The 17,108-nt window shown below is 63.3% G+C and carries 12 protein-coding genes; 3 read left to right on the top strand and 9 right to left on the bottom strand.

The features are described from left to right. Positions 1-106: 106 nt before the first annotated feature. The gene (locus tag N6L27_RS22615) at positions 107-730 is read left to right on the top strand and encodes an FMN-dependent NADH-azoreductase (protein WP_271909687.1); all 624 of its coding nucleotides are present in this window, start codon (positions 107-109) and stop codon (positions 728-730) included. Between the two features lie 199 nt (positions 731-929). Here N6L27_RS22615 and N6L27_RS22610 read toward each other — a convergent pair whose 3' ends face one another. The 7 genes from N6L27_RS22610 to N6L27_RS22580 form a co-directional block, all read right to left on the bottom strand. After that, entirely contained in the window at positions 930-1,409 is a 480-nt protein-coding gene (locus N6L27_RS22610) for a hypothetical protein (RefSeq protein ID WP_271909686.1), read from the bottom strand. A 199-nt stretch (positions 1,410-1,608) separates the two neighbouring features. Further along, positions 1,609-4,116 (bottom strand): GcvT family protein, encoded by a 2,508-nt coding sequence (locus N6L27_RS22605; RefSeq protein ID WP_271909685.1) that lies wholly within the window; start codon positions 4,114-4,116, stop codon positions 1,609-1,611. A 216-nt stretch (positions 4,117-4,332) separates the two neighbouring features. Further along, positions 4,333-4,674 (bottom strand): hypothetical protein, encoded by a 342-nt coding sequence (locus N6L27_RS22600; RefSeq protein WP_271909684.1) that lies wholly within the window; start codon positions 4,672-4,674, stop codon positions 4,333-4,335. Between the two features lie 122 nt (positions 4,675-4,796). Next, a complete protein-coding gene (locus tag N6L27_RS22595; protein ID WP_271909683.1) occupies positions 4,797-6,071 on the bottom strand; it encodes a hypothetical protein in 1,275 nt (424 codons plus the stop codon). Between the two features lie 539 nt (positions 6,072-6,610). Continuing rightward, complete coding sequence (locus N6L27_RS22590; RefSeq protein ID WP_271909682.1) at positions 6,611-8,014, bottom strand: FAD-binding oxidoreductase; 1,404 nt, start codon at positions 8,012-8,014, stop codon at positions 6,611-6,613. Between the two features lie 131 nt (positions 8,015-8,145). Beyond that, positions 8,146-9,939, bottom strand: a complete 1,794-nt coding sequence (gene ggt / locus N6L27_RS22585) for a gamma-glutamyltransferase (protein WP_271909681.1) — start codon at positions 9,937-9,939, stop codon at positions 8,146-8,148. Positions 9,940-10,173: 234 nt separating this feature from the next. Then, positions 10,174-11,160 (bottom strand): 2-hydroxyacid dehydrogenase, encoded by a 987-nt coding sequence (locus tag N6L27_RS22580; protein ID WP_271909680.1) that lies wholly within the window; start codon positions 11,158-11,160, stop codon positions 10,174-10,176. A 218-nt stretch (positions 11,161-11,378) separates the two neighbouring features. Between N6L27_RS22580 and N6L27_RS22575 the strand changes: the two genes are divergently transcribed. Next, on the top strand, positions 11,379-11,876 hold the full coding sequence (locus N6L27_RS22575; RefSeq protein WP_271909710.1) for an SH3 domain-containing protein: 498 nt from the start codon (positions 11,379-11,381) through the stop codon (positions 11,874-11,876). 317 nt (positions 11,877-12,193) lie between these two features. Then, positions 12,194-14,407, top strand: coding sequence for an NADP-dependent isocitrate dehydrogenase (locus N6L27_RS22570; protein ID WP_271909679.1), 2,214 nt, complete (start codon positions 12,194-12,196; stop codon positions 14,405-14,407). A gap of 80 nt (positions 14,408-14,487) precedes the next feature. Here the strand turns inward: N6L27_RS22570 and N6L27_RS22565 are convergent, their stop codons facing one another. Further along, complete coding sequence (locus tag N6L27_RS22565) at positions 14,488-16,395, bottom strand: methyl-accepting chemotaxis protein (RefSeq protein WP_271909678.1); 1,908 nt, start codon at positions 16,393-16,395, stop codon at positions 14,488-14,490. Between the two features lie 238 nt (positions 16,396-16,633). Beyond that, positions 16,634-17,108 (bottom strand): methyl-accepting chemotaxis protein (locus N6L27_RS22560; protein ID WP_271909677.1); only part of this gene is annotated, 475 nt, incomplete at its 5' end.

Below are 17,108 nucleotides of genomic sequence, written 5' to 3'. Positions count from 1 at the left end.
CATTTTTCGCACAAATCCTTTGCAATTCAATCCATTTTTGCGAGACGTGCCTGCCCTCATATTGCTCCTGCCGAAAACACTCATTCTCTCAGACAGGAGACCCCGAATGACCAAACTGCTGTTTATCAAGGCCTCGCCCCGCGGCGGCGACTCAAAATCCGCTGCGCTCGCCAATGCCTATCTGGCCAGGCTTCAGGACAATACACCGGAACTGGAAGTGGACCTGCTGGATCTGTCCGCTGAACCCCTGCCGGACTTCGACGGCAACAAGGTTGCCGCCAAGATGAGCGTGATCACCGGCCAGGACCACGATGCCGCCCAGCGCACCGCCTGGGACGAAATCACCAGCATGGCCGAGCGCTTCATCAGCGCCGACATCTACCTGATCGCCACGCCGATGTGGAATGGCAGCATCCCCTACAAGTTTAAGCAGTACATCGATCTGATCCACCAGCCCGGTCTGCTGTGGGGGCTGGATCCCGCAACAGGATACTTCGGCCTTCTGGAAAACAAGAGGGCAGTGCTGGCACTGACCAGCGGTGCCTACGGGCCGGAGATGCCTTCTCCCGCGTTCGGCGTAGATTACCAGTCGTCCTACCTGCGGTTCTGGCTGAACCAGGCCGGTGTGCAGGACATCGAGGAAATCCGCTTCCAGCCGACATTGCTGACACAGGACCCGGAAGAAGACTTCCAGTCAGCCATCACCCGGGCAGAAAAGCTGGCGTCCTAGCGGGCAGCGCACCTGACGCAAATACCAAGCAGGCCGCGCCCCTGCGCGGCCTGCTTGGCTCTACGGGAGCCTCCGGATTTGAAATTCGAAAGGTGACGGGCGGATGGACCGAACAAGCGGCTCTTGGGCTATTGGCTGCTTTGAGCGCAAACTAACCGCTAGTTTCTGACACCATCTGCCATCGCAGCGTAGGAATCCTTTATGCCGTCAACTGTTGGGAGCGGGTGCATTGGCCCATCTGGCGCATGAAGCCCTGAAGCCCTGAAGCAAGTACGATTGTATTGATGAAGTCAAAGATACCGCAGACTTCCACCGCTTCGTAAATCGCGCCTTCGCTCCATCCTGCCTTCCGGACCGCATCGAAGGCCTTTGCAATGTCGGCATTATTCCGGCTGTGCAAGCATTCAGCAAAGTTCAGAAGTGGCTGGATACGTTGGTTGGTATCTTCTATCGGGCCGGAAATAACCTCTGAAAACAATGTGTGATAGAACACACAATAAGGGGTCGTGTTCTGCTTTGATACAAACGCAGCGATTGCTTCTCGATCACCTCTGGACAGCTCTCCATCTGCGCACATGATGTCGTCCAGGAGACGAAGGAGGTTCTCCGAATTGCGCGGGAACATCTTCAGCACATCGGAAAGGCCACTGTCTGACGAGAGGCCAACAAAGTTTGTCATATAGTTTCAACCCCAATCCAGATTAGCCCGCACCAAAACGCTATCTACCGTACATACACGGCATATTAGCGCCCGGCAGGTGCGATGTCAGCTTCGCCCGCGAAGAAGAAAGAGCAGATCATTTCTGCTTGACCCAGTCGGCCCCAACAAAAAAAGCCCCGGCCGATGACCGGGGCTTCTTCATCTCTTCCGTCAGACCTTAGCCGTTCTGACGGATGGTCTCGTTCTTCGGATCGTAGGGGCTGTCGCAGGTGACAACCGCATCCCACAGCTTGTCCTGGATCTTGACCTTCAGCTTGGTGCCTTCCACCGCAACCTCAGGCTTCACATAGCCCATGCCGATGGATTTCTCGAAGGCGACCGAGTAGCCGCCGGAGGTCAGGCGGCCCACACGGGTGCCGTCTTCCGCATAAAGCGCCTCGCGGCCCCAGGGATCGGCGTCGGACGGGCCGTCGATCAGCAGGGTGCAGCACTTCACGCGGACGCCGGTCTCGACCAGCTTGTCCTTGCCGTGGAAGTCCTTCTCCAGATCAACAAAGCGCGGCAGGTCAGCTTCCAGCGGGGTCGCGTCGCGGCCCAGCTCGTTGCCGAAGGCGCGGTAGGATTTCTCCTGGCGCAGCCAGTTCTGGGCGCGCGCACCCACCAGCTTCATGCCGTGCTTCTCGCCAGCTTTCTCCAGCAGGTCAAAGAGGTAGTTCTGCATCTCGATCGGGTGATGCAGTTCCCAGCCCAGTTCACCAGTGTAGGCAACGCGGATCGCGTTGACCGGGCACATGCCCAGTTCGATCTGCTTGGCCGACAGCCAGGGGAAGCGCTTGTTGGACAGTGCGGTTTCCGGATCTGCGTCAACGATCACCTCTTTCAGCACATCGCGGGACTTGGGGCCTGCGATGGCGAAGACGCCCCACTGGGTGGTCACGTCCTGGATCTCGATGTAGCCGAATTCCTCCATCTTGTCCTCGGCCGCCTTGCGCAGGAAGTCGGCATCATACTCGGACCAGGCACCGGCGGAGACGAGGTAGTAGTTGTTCTCGCCGTTGCGGACGATGGTGTATTCGGTCCGGGTGGTGCCGAATGCGGTCAGCGCATAGGTCAGGTTGATGCGGCCGACCTTGGGCAGCTTGTTGCAGGTGAACCAGTCCAGGAACTGGGTGGCACCGGGGCCCTTGACGACATGCTTGGTGAAGGCGGTCGCATCGATCAGGCCAACGCCTTCACGCACGGCTTTCGCCTCATCCACGGCATGCTGCCACCAGCCGCCGCGGCGGAAGGAGCGGGCGTCGTGGTCGTAGTTCTGCGGTGCATCGACGGGGCCGAAGTAGTTCGGGCGTTCCCAGCCGTTAACCCAGCCGAATTGTGCGCCGCGGGCTTTCTGGCGGTCGTATGCCGGAGCAGTCCGCAGCGGACGGCAGGCTTCGCGCTCTTCGTCCGGGTGGTGCAGGATGTAAACGTGCTCATAGCACTCTTCGTTCTTGCGGGCCGCGAACTCGGTGGTCATCCAGTTGGAGGAGTAGCGTTTCGGGTCGAGCGACGCCATGTCGATCTCGGCCTCGCCGTCCACCATCATCTGCGCCAGGTAGTAGCCGGTGCCGCCGGCGGCGGTGATGCCGAAGGAGAAGCCTTCCGCCAGCCACATGTTGCGCAGGCCCGGTGCCGGGCCGACCAGCGGGTTGCCGTCAGGGGTGTAGCAGATCGGGCCGTTGAAGTCGTCTTTCAGACCGGATTCCGCACAGGACGGAACGCGTTCTGCCATCGCCATGTACTGCTCGGCGATCCGGTCCAGATCCAGCGGGAACAGGTCGGCGCGGAAGCTGTCCGGCACGCCGTGCTCGAACTGTGCCGGTGCGCCGCGCTCGTAGATGCCCAGGATCCAGCCGCCGCGCTCTTCGCGGGCATAGGATTCATTGTCGGCGTCGCGCACAACGGGGTGCTCGGGGTTGCCGGCTTCACGCCATTTGACCAGCTCGGGGTCCTTGTCCATGACGATGAAGGTGTGCTCGACCGGGATCGCCGGCATCTTGATGCCCAGCATCTTGGCGGTGCGCTGCGCGTGGTTGCCGGATGCGGTCACGACGTGCTCTGCGGTGATCACCACTTGCTCGTCGGAGGGGACAAGGTTGCCGCCTTTTTCGACCATTTTGGTGCAGGTGACTTCCCAGTGGGTGCCGGTCCAGTGGAACGCGTCGGCCTGCATCTTGCGGACGATGTCGACACCGCGCTGGCGGGCGCCCTTGGCCATCGCCTGGGTCACGTCTGCCGGGTTAATGTAGCCGTCCTCGGTGTGGTAGATCGCGCCTTTCAGGTCGCCGGTCTCAATGAGCGGCCAGCGCTCCTTGATTTGATCCGGGGTCAGCCACTCATAGTCCACGTCGCAGGTCTCTGCGGTGGAGGCATAGAGCATGTATTCGTCCATGCGCTCCTGAGTCTGCGCCATGCGCAGGTTGCCCACCACGGCGAAACCTGCGTTCAGGCCGGTTTCCTCTTCCAGGGTCTTGTAGAAGTCGACCGAGTACTTGTGGATGTGGGTGGTCGCATAGGACATGTTGAACAGCGGCAAGAGGCCGGCTGCGTGCCAGGTGGAGCCGGAGGTCAGCTCGTCACGCTCGATCAGCATGACGTCTTCCCAGCCGGCCTTGGCCAGGTGATAGGCAATCGAGGTGCCGACGGCGCCGCCGCCAACAACAAGCGCTTTGACTTGGGTTTTCATTCTCCGGCTCTCCAGCTTAATGAGATTCTTGGCAGTGGTTATGCCCGCGCGTGCAAATCCTCGCAAAATCAGGCCGACGCAAAAACACTCAAAACCGACCTTGCGCGCCACAGCATACCGGATTCTGCAGGCAGCGGTGCCGGAAATGGTGTTTTTCCGCACAAGCAAAAGGGGGCCGCGGCCCCCTGTCGTCTGTTTCAGGCTGTTCCGGCTTGCTCAGCAGTCGGCAACATTGCCGCGCCGGATGCAAACGGGCTGCGCCTCACCGGCGTCCCCGGCGGTGTCTGCCTGGGCCACCTGATCGCCTCCGCCAAGCAGGCTCTTGCCGTAGCTGGAGGCCGTCTGCCAGAGCGACTGGCCGTCCTGCGGCGCGTCCAGGGCCGCACTGTCCCGGACTGCGCGAGAGCGGGCAATACGCTCCTGCACAATGGTGCCATAATCGGTGGCGCTGAGATCCCCCCAATTCAACCCCGCGTCACGGGTTTGGATGTAATAGTCGTAGCCGACCACCCCCTGGATGCTGAACACCAGAATGCCCATCGCTTTCTTCAGTGCCATCTTTGCCCTCCGGGTCCGCACATGCCATGCCGTTCACATCACATTCAAACCTGGCGCAGAAATGCGGCGGCAATCCGGCAATTCAGGGAAAAGCCGGTGCAATTGCCCCGGTCTGGCGGGGATCAGTCGCAGGTCCGTGTGGTGCCGCGGCGGATACAACTGCTGCCATCACCGCTGTCTCCTGCCAGGCCCTTGCTGACCTTGACCTGAGCCACGCCGCCGTTCTGCGGAGCCGCGTCGCCCGCCTGGCTGGACACGCCTGTGAACACGCCGAGCAGCGTGCTGGCCAGCCCCGCTGTCTTGCCCGCACCGTCCCCGCTGCTCTGGCTGTCTTCTGCGGCATCCTGCACCGCGGCATGATCTTCCGCCTTGATCGCGACGCCGCCGCGCGTTGCGCCGGCCTCTGCCATCAGCCGGACCAGGCGCTCACGGTAGGCGGCCTCCAGCACTACAGCGGGGTCGGGCACATCACCGCTGGTGACATCGATCACACCTCTGGTGCCGGTCATAGCGCCGGCCAGCAGCTTGCCGTGATCAATATTTTCCATCTTCAGCCGCGCCGCCTTGGCCTCAATGCCCTGCAACTCGCTGCGCAGCCGGGCGATATCCCCTGCCAGCTGCTCTTCGGCGGCCAAGGGCACGGTCACATTATTGCCTATGGTGGGAACGGGTTGCGCCAGCAGGCTGTTCAGCCCGTCATAATCGATGGCCGACAAGAGCTGCCGGATAGTCTCATCCGAAGCATCCGCATGGACCAGGATCGTGGCACGCTCGCCGAAGCCCAGCACCCCCTTGAACTTGCGCATCTTACCGCTGCTGCCTTTAAAGGGTCCCTGATCGCGGCCGAAGGCGACGCCGCCGATGACCGCATAAGGCTCCTCAGGCAGCTCCATGCCGCGCATCGAGGAAACAACCATCCCCCCCAGGGTGTTCGGGTTCTCCTGGCCGCGCAGAAAGACGCTGAGCACAACCGCTTCGCCGTCCTTGCTGTAACCCCAGCTGTGCGGCTCCATCTTGGCGGCCCGTTTCCGCTCGCGGGCGCCATCCAGCGCCTGGTCCAGATCTGACAGCGGATCTGCCCCGGATTCCGCGCCCTCCGCGCCGGCTGCCAGTATTCCCGGCCGCTCAAGCAGGCTGAACCGCTCCATTCCGGCAGGCGCCCCGGGCAGATACGCCTTGCCGCCCTGCTGCCAGCGGCGGCGGCGCTCCTGCTCCTGCTCGGCCAGACGGCGTTCCGCTTTGCTGCTGAGATAGCGGCTTTCAAAAGTTCCGGCATAAGCAGAAAGGCTCAGACCGCCAAGGTCCAGCCCCGCCCGGCGGGTTTGCTGTTCATAATCAACGCCCAGAAATACCAGCCCGCACACGGCTGCAAAGCCTGCCAGATGCTTGATGCTCATAATGTCCCCGTGGAAATGCCTCAAATCTTACGACCCGGCTAAAGGGGGTTTGGGGCGGGAATGCGGCAGCAACACGAAAAGAAGCAGGTTCACGCCCGCACAGATTGAATCTGCCGGGACGAGTCTGGTTCTGCTGTTTCTGTCTGGCCTGTCCTTCTGTGCTGCATCGTTTGCATCTGCCAGCAGTTAGGATTGGCGGCGCCGCCAAGGGGCGGAGGCGGGACGGGAGGGTTGCTCCCGCACGCGAAACGTCATCTGTGCGTGCCCCTGCCAAAGGGCCCTGTTCCAAGGTGCCGGGGGTGTCAGGCCCGGCGGTGACCGCGATCAGGAAGCATCATGGCACAGGGAATTTAAGATGCCGTGACAGGGGCGTGCGCCGCCTGCGCAACACCTTGGGTCAAGACCCGAGGGCGCTGCGTTTACCGCTGCTGGCGCGCAGTGAGCTTTTTCAAAGAAGAAGAGACGGGGGCGCTTCATCTTTCCTCAAGTACTCAAGTTCCGCCGCCTGCCCAGCCCAGCGAGGAGCGGTGGCGCGCCTCTCACATCTCCACAATCTTGCCCGGGTTCAGAATGTTCTCCGGGTCCAGCGCCGCCTTGATCGCGGCCATGTAGCGGGTGGCGTCGCCCAGTTCCTGCTGCAGATAGGGCCGCTTGCCCTGGCCGATGCCGTGCTCACCGGTGCAGGTCCCGTCCATTTCTATCGCCATTTCGTTCAGCCAGCCGATGTATTCGTCCGCTTTCTGGCGCTCAGCGTCGCTTTCCATGTCAATCAGCAGCAGCGCGTGGAAATTTCCATCACCCACATGGCCGACCATCGGCGCAACCAGCCCCATGGATTCAGCCTTATCCCGTGCCTTGCCAACACATTCCGCCAGCCGCGAAATCGGCACGCAGACGTCGGTGGACAACCCCTTGGCGCCGGGGCGCAGCTGCAGGCTGGCCCAGTACATATCGTGGCGCGCCTGCCAAAGCTTGCTGCGTTCCTCTGGCGTTGAAGTGGCGGCCGCATCAAAGCCGCCGAACTCTTCGGCGATGGAGGCAAACATATCCGACTGCTCGACCACCCCTGAATCAGAGCCGTGGAACTCCAGCAGCAGAAGCGGTGTTTCCGGCAGGTCGAGGCCGGAATAGGCGTTGGCGGCGCGCACGCTCATCTCGTCCAGCAGTTCGATGCGGGCGACTGGAATGCCGTACTGAATGGTCATCATCACCGCACGGCAGGCCTCATCCACAGTCCGGAAGGAACAGCGGGCAGAGCGGATCGCCTCAGGTATGCCCTGCAGTTTCAAGGTCAGTTCGGTGATCAGGCCCAGCGTGCCCTCGCTGCCGACCAGAAGCCGGGTGAGGTCATAGCCCGCTGAGGATTTCTTGGCCCGTTGTGCGGTGCGGATGACGGCCCCGTCCGCCATCACCGCCTCCAGCCCCAGCACGTTGTCCTTCATGGTGCCGTAACGCACCGCGTTGGTGCCGGAGGCCCGGGTGGCCGCCATGCCGCCGAGCGACGCATTGGCGCCGGGGTCGATCGGGAAGAACAGGCCCTGGTCGCGCAGGTAGGTATTCAGCTGCTCGCGGGTGACGCCGGGCTGCACCACCACGTCGAGATCCTCGGCATGGACCGCGATGATCTGGTCCATCCGCATCATATCGACGCAGATGCCGCCTGCGGGCGCGTTCACATGCCCTTCCAGCGAGGTGCCGGTTCCGAAGGGAATGACCGGCACGCCGTATTCGGCGCAGACCGCGACGATCTCCGACACCTCCCGCGTGGTGGTGGGAAAGACCACCGCATCCGGTGCCTGGTTGGTTATCCAGGTGGTGGTGTGGCCGTGCTGCTCGCAGATCGCCTGGCCGGTCTGCAACCGGTCGCCGAACTGCTGGGTCAGCGCATCAATGGCGGCAGCAATCCCGGCCTCGTTGCGCGGCAGTGATGTGGCTTGGACCATGGCGGCCTCCCCTGGCAGCGGGGCGCGGCGCCCCGGAAAAATTCACCTGTTAACCTACGGGCAGCCACCGGAGTTCAGCAATACCCAGAACCCCGTAGCCGCCCGCATTATACTGAAGCCATGCGGAGTTCCTAACCGCCCAGCGCAATCCCCTCGCGCCGCGGATCCGCCGCGCCTTTCAGCCCGTCACCGATTTCAATCGCATGCAAACCAGAGGTCAGGTCGCGGGCATTGACCTCATACCCCATCCCCGTCAGCGCCTCCGACAGTTCCTCTGCTCTGGTACCCGCTTCCACGTCATAGGTGCCAAAGCGATTCACCAGATGCGGCAGTGCCAGCGCTTCCTGGATGCCCATACCCCAGTCGGCCCAGGCGATGATCGACTTCGCCACATAGCCGATGATGCGGCTGCCGCCGGGAGACCCGATGGCCAGCACCGGCTTGCCGTCCTTCAGCACAATCGTCGGCGCCATGGAGGAACGCGGCCGTTTGCCCGGCTCCAGCCGGTTGGCGATGGGCACCCCTTCCGCATGGGTGCGGAAGGAGAAATCCGTGAGTTCATTGTTCAACAGAAACCCGCCCGCCATCAGCCGGGAGCCAAAGGCGTTTTCAATCGTCGTGGTCATCGACAGCACGTTGCCGTAGGGGTCCACGATGGAGATGTGGGAGGTCGAGGGCAGCTCGATCGACTCGTCATCCGCCAGCATCAGCGCATGATCGAATTCAGGCGCGCCCGGCGCCACCTCTGGCAGCGCGTCATCGCCTTGCAGCAGCTCTGCCCGTCCCGCCAGGTAATCCGCGGCAACCAGCCCCTGTGCGGGAACCGGCACATAGTCGCTGTCCGCCATGAAACGGCCCCGGTCTGCAAAGGCGAGGCGCGAGGCATCGCCAATCAGCCGCCAGGCATCAGCGCTCTCAGCCCCCAGTTCTGCCAGATCGTAGTTCCCCAGCATCCCCAGGATCTGCCCCACAGTCAGCGCGCCGGAGGACGGCGGCCCCATGCCGCAGGCCTCGAATTCGCGGTAGGCGGCACAGACCGCCGGGCGTTCTTTGACTTGATACAGCGCCAGATCGGCGGCAGACAGCACGCCCGGATTGCCCTCAGCAGTCGTAACGGCGCGCACGATTTCTGCCGCAATAGGGCCGGAATAGAATGCCCCTGCCCCGCCCTCTGCCAGCGCTCTCAGCGTGGCGGCATACTCGGGGTTCAGCAGTGTTGCACCCTCGGCAATCGGCTCTCCGTCCGGCAGGAAATAGGCGGCTGTTGCAGGTGCGCGCGCCAGCCGTTCGGCATCCCCCGCCACCAGCGCAGCCAGACGCGGCGAGACGGCAAAGCCTTCCTCCGCCAGTTTCATCGCCGGTTCAAACAGCGATGGCCAATTGGCGCGGCCCCAGCGGCGGTGGGCCTCTTCCAGCAGCGCGGGCGTGCCAGGCGTGCCGACAGAGCGGCCCCCGACAACTGCATCGAAGAACTTCAGCGGCTCTCCGTTTTCATCCTGAAACAGCGTGGGAGTTGCCGCCAGCGGCGCCGTCTCGCGCCCGTCCAATGTGGTCAGTTCGCCGGTCGCAGCGTCATACCAGACCAGAAACGCGCCGCCGCCCAGACCGGAGGACTGCGGCTCCACCAGTCCCAGCACGGTCTGCACCGCCACCATCGCATCCGCCGCAGTGCCGCCTGCGCGCAGCACCGCCGCGCCGGCCTCCACCGCATGCGGGTTGGCTGCGGCCACCATCCAGTTGTCAGCTTCAATTGCTTCGCCGCGTGCCTTGGCCTCCAGCGCGGCAGCCACTTCCGGGGAGATCGCCTCAAAGGTGCCGGCGGTCGCAGCCTCTGGCGCAACAGCATCAGCAGCCTCCTGCGCACCGAGCGGGGCCGCCGCTGCAATGGATAACAAATAAAGGCTTTCCTGCCAGCGAATGCGCATCATCTTCTCCTTCGGAATTCGTATTGCCCGGCAAAGCTGCCATCAATCCAGATTTGCGACAATCCGCCACACCCCTAAGGTTCCGCACATGACCCTGTGCGGAAAATGCCGATTGACGCCGGGAAAAAATCCTAAACTGACATCAAATTGCAGAACAATTTCCTGCAAGAATTCTATAATTTGGGAGATTTTACCAATCACAACATCCCGAAAAGAACAAACCCCAGAAGGATGTCACAGCATCGACGGAACAACCTGATCCGGGGGCCGGTGGCCGTCCTCAAAGGTCTTGATGTTCAACAGCACCTTTTCGCCCATCTCGATCCGCCCTTCGATGGTGGCCGACCCCATATGCGGCAGCAGCACCACATTCGGCAGCTCGCGCAGGCGCGGGTTGATGTCGGTGCCGTGCTCATAGACGTCCAGCCCCGCACCTGCGATCTCATCAGAGCGCAGCATCCGGGTCAGCGCGTGCTCGTCGATCACCTCGCCCCGGGAGGTGTTCACGATCACTGCAGAGGGTTTCATCAGCTTCAGGCGGCGTGCGTTCATCAAGTGAAAAGTTGAAGGTGTCGAAGGGCAATTGACGGATATCACATCCATCCGCGCCACCATCTGGTCGAGGCTCTCCCAATAGGTGGCCTCCAGCTTTTCCTCGATCTCCGGACGCAGGCGGCGGCGGTTGTGGTAATGGATCTGCATCCCGAAGGCTGCGGCGCGCTTGGCCACGGCCTGACCGATGCGGCCCATGCCGAGGATGCCCAGACGGCGCCCGGCGATGCGTCCGCCCAGGAACGCCGTCGGCGCCCAGCCCTGCCAGTCGCCCTTCTGCATCACTGCCAGCCCTTCCGGCATCCGGCGCACCACCGCCATGATCAGCGCCATCGCCATATCGGCGGTGTCGTCAGTCAGAACACCCGGGGTGTTCGAGACCAGAATGCCGCGCTGGCGGGCGGTGGCGACGTCGATGTGATCCACCCCGGCACCATAATTGGCAATCAGCTTCAGCCGCTCGCCTGCCTGGCCCAACAGCCCCGCATCAATGGTATCGGTGACGGTGGGAACCAGCACATCGGCATCTTTCAAGGCCGCCGCCAGCTCGCTCCGGGTCATCGGCGTATCATCCTCGCGCAGGCGCACATCGAACAGCTCGCTCAGCCGGGTCTCCACAGGTTCCGGCAACCGTCGCGTAACGACAACACTCAGTCGGTCTCTTGGCACTTGCGCTCTCCCTTGGGCTTTTCATTTTGCACGCCTCCATGGCATCGTGGCCCAGTATGCGCAGAGGCACAAGAACCCAACCGCATTCCCTGACAGCGAGACCGGAAATTTGACGGGCTCAGCAGGGGCATAACCAGACGGGCGGAAGACCGGAACAAGAGGCTGGGCGCAACCCGGCTGGGCAACGAAGAGGCGAGCAGGCAGTGAGAAACGCGGCAATGGCAATCCGCCATCTGGCAGCGGCAGCAGCAGTGACAGTGCTGACCGCCACCTTCTGTGTGGCCGAATCCCGCGGCCCCGTCACCAACCTGCCGCTGCCCCGCTATGTCTCGATGAAGGCCGCCACCGGCAATGTGCGCCGCGGCCCGTCGCTGACGCATAAGATCGACTGGGTGTTCAAACGCCGCGGCATGCCGCTTGAGATCACCGCTGAGTATGGTCACTGGCGCCGGGTGCAGGACCGCGACGGCGCCGGCGGCTGGGTGCATTACGCGCTGCTGTCCGGAGTGCGCACGGTTCTGATCGAAGAGGACATGCTGACCGTGCATGCACGCCCCGACACCCGCTCACCGGTCACTGCCGCGTTTGAATTGGGCGTGGTCGCCCGTCTCGGTGAATGCGCAACCGACTGGTGCGAAATCTCGGCCGGCGGCTACAGCGGCTGGGCGCCGAAGAAAAAGCTCTGGGGCGTCGCCCCCGACGAACTGCGCGAATAACCTCCTCCCGCTTTCATCTTCCCCTAAATACTCCGGGGTGAATTGGGCCACCGGCCCAAGAGGGGCAGAGCCCCTCATCAATTCAAGCCTGCGGGGCAGCGCCCTGGCCCCTGCCGCGGCAATCTGCGCGGGCCTCCCGGGCACCGCACCATTGCACCTGCAGCAATCCTGTTCTACATGGGGGCCATACCATTGGCTTCCCAAGCCCGTTCCAGCCCCGTCATGCCGCGCTGGAACATCACTGGAATAACCCCCGGCACGGGCCTGGCCCTGCTGACGTCATAAACGCCTCCGAGATCGCTGAAAGGTTGTGGAACATGGCAGAAAATCAAACCCCGGACATATTGTATACCATTGTAGACGAAGCGCCCGAACTGGCCTCGGCATCCTTCCTGCCGATCATCCGCAAGTTCGCGTCTGCCGCCGGTGTGACCGTCGGCACCAAGGACATTTCGCTGGCCGGCCGCATCATCGCGGCCTTCCCGGAGAACCTGACCGAAGCACAGCGCCAGAGCGATGACCTGGCCGAGCTGGGCCAGCTGGTGAAAACCCCGGACGCCAACGTGATCAAGCTGCCGAACATCTCCGCCTCTGTGCCGCAGCTGACCGCCGCCATCAAGGAACTGCAGGCCCAGGGCTATGCTCTCCCGGACTATCCCGAGGAGCCGCAGACAGACGCCGAAAAAGACGTGCGCGCCCGTTATGACGCGATCAAGGGCTCCGCGGTGAACCCGGTCCTGCGCGAAGGCAACTCTGACCGCCGCGCGGCCAAGGCGGTGAAGAACTTCGCTCAGAAGAACCCGCATTCGATGGGTGCATGGTCGGCCGACAGCAAGACCAAGGTCTCCTCGATGCCGGGCAACGATTTCTATGCCAACGAGAAATCCGCCACCATCACCGCCGCCCAGGCCGGTAACGCAAAGATCGAGTTCGTGGCCAAGGACGGCGCCGTCACCGTGCTGAAAGACGGCTGGCCGCTGGAAGAGGGCACCGTGGCCGACGCCACCTTCATGTCGGTGAAGGCGCTGTCGTCCTTCCTTGGCGAAGCGATTGCCGACACCAAGGCCGACGGCACCATGTTCTCGCTGCACATGAAGGCCACCATGATGAAGGTCTCCGACCCGATCATCTTCGGCCACGCGGTCAAGGCCTGGCTGGCACCGGTGTTCGAGAAATACGGCGCTGAGCTGGACGCGCTGGGTGTGAACCCGAACTCCGGCATGGGCGACCTGCTGGAACGCGTCAAAGGCAACGCCGAAATCACCGCCGCCATCGAAGCGGTGCGCGCTGACCGCCCGGACATGTACATGGTGGACAGCGACAAGGGCATCACCAACCTGCATGTGCCCTCCGACGTGATCATCGACGCCTCCATGCCTGCGGTGATCCGCGCCGGCGGCAAAGGCTGGGACCAGAACGGCAACAAGGGCGACACCAACTGCGTGATCCCCGACCGCTGCTATGCATCCGTCTATGACGAGACCATCAGCTTCTTCAAAGCCAACGGCGCGCTGGACGTGACCACCGCGGGCGCGGTCGCCAACGTTGGCCTGATGGCCCAGAAGGCAGAGGAATACGGCTCCCACCCGACCACGTTTGAGGCGCCCGCCGACGGTACCATCCGTATCGTTCTGGCCAACGGCGAGACGCTGCATTCCCATGACGTGGAAACCGGCGACATATGGCGGTCCTGCACCGTCAAGAAAGCCCCGATCGAGAACTGGATCCTGCTGGCGATGGACCGCCAGCGCCTGACCGGCTCCGAAGCGATCTTCTGGCTGGACGCAAACCGCGCCCATGACGCGGAGCTGATCAAATATGTTCAGCCTGCGCTCGATGCAGCAGGCGTTGCGGACAAGTTCCAGATCATGGCGCCGCGCGAAGCCACCCGCCTGTCGCTGGAGACCATCACCGCAGGCAAAGACAGCATCGCCATCACCGGCAACGTGCTGCGCGACTACCTCACCGACCTGTTCCCGATCCTGGAGCTGGGCACCTCGGCCAAGATGCTGTCGATCGTCAAGCTTATGCAGGGCGGCGGGCTGTTCGAAACCGGCGCGGGCGGCTCTGCCCCCAAGCACGTGCAGCAGCTGGTCGAGGAGAACCACCTGCGCTGGGATTCGATGGGTGAATTCTGCGCCCTGGGCGAGTCGCTGAACTTCCTGGCCGACGTCAAAGGCAACGCCAAGGCCGGCGTGCTGGGCCGCGCGGCTGAGGACGCAACCCAAGGCATCCTCGACCACAACCGCTCACCCTCGCGCAAGGCCGGCCAGCCCGACAACCGCGACAGCCACTACTGGTTCGCCCGCTACTGGGCCGAGGCGCTGGCGGCCCAGACCGAGGATGCCGAGCTCGCAGCGCATTTCGCCCCCATCGCCGAAGAACTGGGCGCCAAGGAAGAGCAGATCATCAGCGAGCTGGCCGCCGCCCAAGGCGCGCCCGCAGATATCGGCGGCTACTACCGCCCCAGCGTGGAGCTGAAGGCCAAGGTGATGCGCCCCAGCCCGGCGCTGAACGCCATCATCGGCTGATCCGCTCCTGACGGACCGAAACGGAAAACGCCCGGGGATATCTCCCCGGGCGTTTTTTGTCTTCAAAGGTCTGTTCCGGCTTAGAAATCCTGCCACAGATCCCGGGCGGCGTTGCCGCTGGCGGCCGCGGCGGCGGGCTGCGGGGCGGGCTGGATGTCCCAGTCATCGCCGCCATGGGCCGTTGGCGCAGGGGCCGGGGCGGCGGCGGGTTTCGCCGTTGGCGCCGGGGCCGCCGCAAAACCGCCGCCTGCGGTCTTGAAGTGGGCCACCAGATCGCTCAGCTTGGAGGCGTCGGTCTTCAGCATGTGGCCGGCCGCGGTGGCCTCTTCCACCATCGCCGCGTTCTGCTGCGTGACCTGATCCAGCTGGGTGACACCGGTATTGATTTCATTCAGGCCGGTGGACTGCTCCGCCGCACCCTCGGCGATGCCGGAAACCAGCTGCGAGATATGGGTGACCTGGCTGACGATGCTTTGCAGCGCGTCGCCCGCCTTGCCGACCAGATCGACACCGCGCGCCACCTGGCCGGAGCTGTCGGAAATCAGCGTCTTGATCTCCATCGCCGCGTCAGAGGACCGCTGCGCCAGCGCCCTGACTTCGGATGCCACCACCGCAAAGCCGCGGCCTGCCTCGCCGGCCCGCGCTGCCTCGACGCCGGCATTCAGCGCCAAGAGGTTGGTCTGGAAGGCGATATCGTCGATCACAGAGATGATCTGGCTGATCTTGTTGGAGCTTTCCTCGATCTCGGTCATCGCCGAGACCGCGCTCTGCACCACCTCGCCGCTGTTGCGGGCCTCCTGCTTGGCGTCCTCCATGGTGGCCTCGACGCTGCGGGCGCCCTCGGCGGCGGATTTGACGGAAGCGGTCAGTTCATCCAGCGCCGCGGCGGTCTGTTCCAGCGTCGCGGCCTGGCTTTCGGTGCGGTGCGACAGGTCGTCAGAGGCCTGGCTGATCTCGGAGGCGCCATTGCGGATACTGGCGGCGGCGGCGATCACCTGCTCCACCGTCGCGCTGAGGTTTTGCGCGGTGGTGTTGAAATCCTGGCGCAGCTGTTCGTAATCCTGAGGGAAGGTCTCGGTGATCTGCGCACTCAGGTCGCCCTGCGACAGCGCCGACAGCTTGCTGCTGAGCGCCGCCACCACCTTGCTGCGCTTTTCATTCAGCGCATGCTCCGCGTCTTCCAGCTCCTGCTGCCGGATCAGCGCCTGGCGGAAGACGTCGACACTGCGAGCAATCTCACCCAGTTCGCTGCGCGCCTCTGCCGAGGGGATTTCGCTGCTGGTGTCGCCGTCCGCCATCGTCTGCATCCGGTTCTTCAGGCCGGTCAGCGGGCCAGTCACGCTGCGGGTGATGAAATAGGCAGCAACCATCAGCGCCACCAGGCTTACGCCAAGCACGACCAGCGCCTCGTTGCGCATCATCGCAACATCGGCCTCGATATCCGACACATAAGCGCCGGTGCCGATGATCCAGCCCCACTGCTGATACGCCTGCACATAGCCGATCTTGGCTTCCATCACCTCAGAGTCGGGCTTCTTGAAGAAATAGGTCAGCTCCCCCGCCCCTTTGGAGGCGGCAATTTTCTCCAGCTCCTGGAACACCTTGATGCCGGTCACATCCTCATAAGCACCCTGGTTGGTGCCAACCCAATCCGGTACCACCGGGTGGGCCTGAACCACCAGGTCGTGGTCGAAGACAAAGACATATCCCGAGTCGCCAAAGCGCAGCGCGGTCAAACGCTCGCGGCCGAGGTCACGCGCTTCCTCCGGCGTCAAACGGCCAGATTGAACCCCTTCCTCCAGGTCGCGCAGCAGGCTGACGGCCGTGTCGGTGACATTGTGCAGCTCCGTATAGCGCATCTCATAGGCGTTTTTGACGGACTGCGAGAGCAGCAGGAAGGTCAGCAGCGCCATCAGCGACAGCGCAAGCGCCGAAAGCGCGTAGATACGGACAGGCAAGCGGTAGAGAAAAGCGGGTATTCTGGACATGTATTCAGAGCCTTCATTGCAGGTCTATTGCCTGCTTGTTTAGGCTGCAGTTTCTAACAAACCCCTACCCCGGCAAGCCCCGCCCGCATTTTCACGCCGTATTGCCTGAGTTTTTTGCCGCATTTTGAGTGAACCGTCCTCCATCTGCCGGCCGGCGCCCATCCCGCCTGCGCGCAAGGTGCAAACGCCCGGGGATATCTCCCCGGGCGTATTTTTGTCTTCAAAGGCCTGTTCCGGCTTAGAAATCCTGCCACAGATCCCGGGCGGCGTTGCCGCTGGCGGCCGCGGCGGCGGGCTGCGGGGCGGGCTGGATGTCCCAGTCATCGCCGCCATGGGCCGTTGGCGCAGGGGCCGGGGCGGCGGCGGGTTTCGCCGTTGGCGCCGGGGCCGCCGCAAAACCGCCGCCTGCGGTCTTGAAGTGGGCCACCAGATCGCTCAGCTTGGAGGCGTCGGTCTTCAGCATGTGGCCGGCCGCGGTGGCCTCTTCCACCATCGCCGCGTTCTGCTGCGTGACCTGATCCAGCTGGGTGACCCCGGTGTTGATCTCATTCAGGCCGGTGGACTGCTCCGCCGCACCCTCGGCGATGCCAGAAACCAGCTGCGAGATATGGGTGACCTGGCTGACGATGCTTTGCAGCGCGTCGCCCGCCTTGCCGACCAGATCGACACCGCGCGCCACCTGGCCGGAGCTGTCGGAAATCAGCGTCTTGATC

Origin of the sequence: Leisingera sp. SS27, from assembly GCF_028368855.1 — a bacterium.
Taxonomy (GTDB): domain Bacteria; phylum Pseudomonadota; class Alphaproteobacteria; order Rhodobacterales; family Rhodobacteraceae; genus Leisingera.
Note: the sequence above shows the minus strand (reverse complement) of the source record. Positions and strands in the feature narration are given on the sequence as shown.

What these genes read in the sequence shown, in the direction of transcription:
- N6L27_RS22570 (WP_271909679.1), top strand. Translation starts at nt 12,194, where the DNA reads ATGGCAGAAAATCAAACCCCGGACATATTGTATACCATTGTAGACGAA.
- N6L27_RS22615 (WP_271909687.1), top strand. Translation starts at nt 107, where the DNA reads ATGACCAAACTGCTGTTTATCAAGGCCTCGCCCCGCGGCGGCGACTCA.
- N6L27_RS22565 (WP_271909678.1), bottom strand. Translation starts at nt 16,395, where the DNA reads ATGTCCAGAATACCCGCTTTTCTCTACCGCTTGCCTGTCCGTATCTAC.
- N6L27_RS22595 (WP_271909683.1), bottom strand. Translation starts at nt 6,071, where the DNA reads ATGAGCATCAAGCATCTGGCAGGCTTTGCAGCCGTGTGCGGGCTGGTA.
- N6L27_RS22600 (WP_271909684.1), bottom strand. Translation starts at nt 4,674, where the DNA reads ATGGCACTGAAGAAAGCGATGGGCATTCTGGTGTTCAGCATCCAGGGG.
- N6L27_RS22605 (WP_271909685.1), bottom strand. Translation starts at nt 4,116, where the DNA reads ATGAAAACCCAAGTCAAAGCGCTTGTTGTTGGCGGCGGCGCCGTCGGC.
- N6L27_RS22610 (WP_271909686.1), bottom strand. Translation starts at nt 1,409, where the DNA reads ATGACAAACTTTGTTGGCCTCTCGTCAGACAGTGGCCTTTCCGATGTG.
- ggt (WP_271909681.1), bottom strand. Translation starts at nt 9,939, where the DNA reads ATGCGCATTCGCTGGCAGGAAAGCCTTTATTTGTTATCCATTGCAGCG.
- N6L27_RS22590 (WP_271909682.1), bottom strand. Translation starts at nt 8,014, where the DNA reads ATGGTCCAAGCCACATCACTGCCGCGCAACGAGGCCGGGATTGCTGCC.
- N6L27_RS22575 (WP_271909710.1), top strand. Translation starts at nt 11,379, where the DNA reads ATGGCAATCCGCCATCTGGCAGCGGCAGCAGCAGTGACAGTGCTGACC.